At 66.7% G+C, this 2347-nt stretch carries 2 protein-coding genes; one reads left to right on the plus strand and one right to left on the minus strand.

Annotation, left to right across the window (positions count from 1 at the left end):
- Positions 1-29 precede the first annotated feature (29 nt).
- A complete protein-coding gene (locus tag ACCC94_RS29290) occupies positions 30-590 on the minus strand; it encodes a nitroreductase family protein (protein WP_413353090.1) in 561 nt (186 codons plus the stop codon).
- 179 nt (positions 591-769) lie between these two features.
- Between ACCC94_RS29290 and ACCC94_RS29295 the strand changes: the two genes are divergently transcribed.
- A complete protein-coding gene (locus tag ACCC94_RS29295; protein ID WP_413353091.1) occupies positions 770-2224 on the plus strand; it encodes a TrkH family potassium uptake protein in 1455 nt (484 codons plus the stop codon).
- Positions 2225-2347 lie beyond the last annotated feature (123 nt).

Genomic DNA, 2347 nt, shown 5'->3' on the forward strand with positions numbered 1-2347 from the left:
TGGTTGGACGGTGCGCCTGGAACTGCCGCTCAGCCCCGCCAGGCGCTGACGAACCCGGCCGGGTCCAGCGGCGCCGGGCGGCGCAGCTCGCCGACCGGCGTGCCGAGGTAGATGAAACCGACGATGCGCTCGTTCTCGGCCAGGCCCAGGCCTTCGCGCACCAGCGGATCGAACGCCAGGGCGCCGGTGCGCCACATCGCCCCCAATCCTTCGACGTAGGCCGCCTGGATAATGCCGTGGGCGGCACAACCCGCCGCCAGCCACTGCTCGATCTCCGGCACCTTGGGGTGGTCCTGCAGGCGTGCCACGGCCACTACCAGCAGCGGCGCGCGCAGCGGCATGGCGCGGGCCTTGTCCAGCGCCTCGGGCTTGCCGTCCGGCTCATTGGCCGCCACGGCGCGGGCGAACAACTCACCCAGTTCCCTGCGCGCCTCGCCTTCCACGGTGATGAAGCGCCAGGGGCGCAGCTGCCCGTGATCGGGCGCACGCAAGGCGACGCGGAACAGCCGGTCCAGTTGCTCGGCGGACGGTGCCGGCTCGCTCAGGCGGGCATGGGACACACGGTTGAGCAACGCGTCGAGAGCCTCCATGGGCTGCCTCCAGTCAATCTCGAAAGCCGCCATTGTAGACGCAAAGGGTTCGCATTTGCCCGGGAAAGACAGCGCCCTGCTTCTGCGCCGCACTTGTAAAGGGGAACGGCGTCACGCGGTTTACTCTGGGCAGGCGGCAGGTAAAATGGCCGATTCCCACTGGATTCAGACCTCAGCGCATGGCCCTGCCGACACTTCGTACCCTCGGATTCATCATCGGCATCTTCGTGATCACGCTGGCGGTCGCCATGCTGGTCCCCATGGCCACGCTGCTGTATTACGGCCGCGCCAACGAACTGCACCCGTTCATCTGGTCGGCGATCATCACCTTCACCTGCGGGCTGGGCCTGGTCATCCCCGGCCGCCCGGAGCAGGTGCACCTGCGCCCGCGGGACATGTACATGCTCACCGTGTCGAGCTGGGTGATCGTCTGCTTCTTCTCCTCCCTGCCCTTCATGTTCGCCCGGCACATCAGCTTCACCGACGCGATCTTCGAGAGCATGTCGGGCATCACCGCCACCGGCTCGACCATCCTCAGCGGGCTGGACAAGATGTCGCCGGGCATCCTCATCTGGCGCTCGCTGCTGCACTGGTTGGGCGGCATCGGCTTCATCGCCATGGCGGTGGCGATCCTGCCGATGCTGCGCATCGGCGGCATGCGCCTGTTCCAGACCGAATCCTCGGACCGCTCCGACAAGGTCATGCCACGCTCGCACATGGTGGCCAAGTACATAGTCGGGGTTTACGTCGCCATCACCATCGCCGGCACCCTGGCCTTCTGGTGGGCCGGCATGGGCCTGTTCGACTCGCTCAACCACGCCATGTCGGCGATTTCCACCGGCGGCTTCTCCACCTCCGACCAGTCGCTGGCCAAGTGGCACCAGCCGGCGGTGCATTGGGTCGCAGTGGTGGTGATGATCCTGGGCAGCATCCCCTTCGTGCTCTACGTCGCCACCCTGCGCGGCAACCGCAAGGCGCTGATCCGCGACCACCAGGTGCATGGTTTCCTCGCCCTGCTGGTGTTCACCTGGCTGGTGATGGGCACCTGGTACTCGGTAACCTCCAGCCTGCCCTGGCTGGACGCCTTCCGCATCGTCGCGGTGAACGTGACCTCGGTGGTCACCACCACCGGCTTCGCCCTGGGCGACTACAGCCTGTGGGGCCACTTCTCGATCATGCTGTTCTTCTACCTGGGCTTCATCGGCGGCTGCTCCGGCTCCACCGCCGGCGGCATCAAGATCTTCCGCTTCCAGGTGGCCTATACCCTGCTGCGCGCCAGCCTGTACCAGCTGATCCACCCGCGCGCGGTGATCAAGCAGAGCTACAACGGCCATCGCCTGGACGAGGAGATCGTGCGCTCGATCCTGACCTTCTCGTTCTTCTTCGGCGCCACCGTCGGCGGCCTGGCGCTGGGCCTGTCGTTCCTCGGCCTGGACTGGATGACCTCGCTCACCGGCGCGGCCAGCACCGTAGCCGGCGTCGGCCCGGGCATGGGCCCGATCATCGGCCCCTCGGGCAACTTCGCCTCGCTGCCGGACGCGGCCAAGTGGCTGCTCTGCGCCGGCATGCTGCTGGGGCGCCTGGAGATCATCACCGTGCTGGTGCTGTTCACCCCGGCTTTCTGGCGGCATTGATCGCCTCCACCGCCCAATTTCGAGGCGAACACCTCGTAGGATGGCGTGGAGCGCCGCGCTAACCCAAACACCCCGCCCACGCACCAAGGGGTACGCGGGAGTGTGTTATAAACAAAAGACCCA

It is taken from the genome of Pseudomonas sp. Pseusp97, from assembly GCF_047304025.1.
Lineage (GTDB): Bacteria > Pseudomonadota > Gammaproteobacteria > Pseudomonadales > Pseudomonadaceae > Pseudomonas.

Excerpts from the sequence above, each read along its gene's own strand:
- ACCC94_RS29290 (WP_413353090.1), bottom strand. The coding sequence starts at position 590 with ATGGAGGCTCTCGACGCGTTGCTCAACCGTGTGTCCCATGCCCGCCTG.
- ACCC94_RS29295 (WP_413353091.1), top strand. The coding sequence starts at position 770 with ATGGCCCTGCCGACACTTCGTACCCTCGGATTCATCATCGGCATCTTC.